The sequence below is a fragment of the Helicobacter pylori genome (assembly GCF_001998165.1).
GTDB classification, from domain to species: Bacteria; Campylobacterota; Campylobacteria; order Campylobacterales; family Helicobacteraceae; genus Helicobacter; species Helicobacter pylori_DL.
The window spans coordinates 1-1522 of sequence record NZ_MTWR01000116.1; the positions used below are offsets into that span (position 1 = coordinate 1).

Consider the following 1522-nt stretch of genomic DNA (forward strand, 5'->3'; position numbering starts at 1 on the left):
CACCTTAAAACTAAGCCCGTAGAATACCAAATGTATCTGGTGTTTGCGAATAAAAATGATGCCACCAACGACACGACCGCACTTTGGAAAGGCAAGCATAATATCTTACTTGGCAAAGACCGCTTGACTAAAGTGTGGGTTTTAAGGAATGTGATGCAACAAATGGATGATATAGAAGCCTTAAGCTTTGTGTATTCTAAAATGCAACAAACTAAGGATAATGAAGAATTTTTAAATTTAATGAATGAAAAATAAAATCTCTCATTAAAATCCCATTAAATTAAAAAAAGTGTCATGAAAATAGGCGTTTTTGATAGCGGTGTGGGAGGGTTTAGCGTTTTAAAAAGCCTTTTAAAAGCGCAACTATTTGATGAAATCATCTATTATGGCGATAGTGCTAGAGTGCCTTATGGCACTAAAGACCCCACCACGATCAAGCAATTTGGCTTAGAGGCTTTGGATTTTTTCAAACCGCACCAGATTGAATTATTGATTGTGGCATGCAACACGGCGAGCGCTCTGGCTTTAGAAGAGATGCAAAAGCATTCCAAAATCCCTATTGTGGGCGTGATTGAGCCAAGCATTTTAGCGATCAAGCGGCAAGTGGAGAATAAAAACGCCCCTATTTTGGTGCTAGGGACAAAAGCGACGATTCAATCCAACGCCTATGATAACGCCCTGAAACAACAAGGCTATTTGAACGTTTCGCATTTAGCCACTTCTCTTTTTGTGCCTTTGATTGAAGAAAGTATTTTAGAGGGCGAATTGTTAGAAACTTGCATGCGTTACTATTTCACTCCCTTAAAGATTTTACCTGAAGTGATCATTTTAGGTTGCACGCATTTTCCCTTAATCGCTCGCCAAATTGAGGGCTATTTCATGGAGCATTTTGCCCTTCCAACGCCCCCCCTACTCATCCATTCGGGCGATGCTATTGTTGAATATTTGCAGCAAAAATACGCCCTTAAGAAAAATGCACACGCATTCCCTAAAGTGGAATTTCATGCGAGCGGCGATGTGATCTGGCTAGAAAAACAGGCTAAAGAATGGCTCAAATTGTAACGCTAATAAAAATTTAGGGTTAAATAACTCAATTCCCAAAAAGGGTTATCTCTCACACTATAAGGGTATTGTGTTGATTATAAAGCGCTTTAGAGAGATCAAAATAGCGCTAAAGATATTCTTCTCATCGCTTAGCAAATTCTCAAAGAAAGACTTTTTACCCACAAAAATGAGATTTTCTTTTGCCCTAGAAATAGCTACATTCAAGCGTTTAGAATCTAGCAAGAAAGAAAGATTACCATAAGTTTTCACGGTGGAATAAATGATAATATCTGCCTCCTCGCCTTGAAAGGCATCCACAGTGTCTATCTTGAGTTCATCAAAATTCTTGAAGTCGCATTTTTCCACTTCTGATCGCAAGCATCTTTTTTGGGCATTATAAGGTGTGATAATTCCTATGGTTTTTCTGATTTTTCTTTGGTTAAGAGCGCGATTGATTTGCTCTAAAAGCTCTATGATT

At 38.4% G+C, this 1522-nt stretch carries 1 protein-coding gene and 2 pseudogenes; 2 read left to right on the forward strand and 1 reads right to left on the reverse strand.

Annotated features, from left to right (window positions below; genetic code table 11):
• A pseudogene (locus BZK24_RS09730) lies at positions 1-255 on the forward strand (hypothetical protein); the annotation flags it as partial.
• A gap of 39 nt (positions 256-294) precedes the next feature.
• Complete coding sequence (gene murI, locus BZK24_RS08430; RefSeq protein WP_077657148.1) at positions 295-1062, forward strand: glutamate racemase; 768 nt, start codon at positions 295-297, stop codon at positions 1060-1062.
• Positions 1063-1275: 213 nt separating this feature from the next.
• On the opposite strand, the pseudogene BZK24_RS09935 reads toward murI, so the two are convergent.
• A pseudogene (locus BZK24_RS09935) lies at positions 1276-1521 on the reverse strand (AAA domain-containing protein); the annotation flags it as partial.
• Position 1522: the final 1 nt, after the last annotated feature.

Excerpts from the sequence above, each read along its gene's own strand:
- murI (WP_077657148.1), top strand. The coding sequence starts at position 295 with ATGAAAATAGGCGTTTTTGATAGCGGTGTGGGAGGGTTTAGCGTTTTA.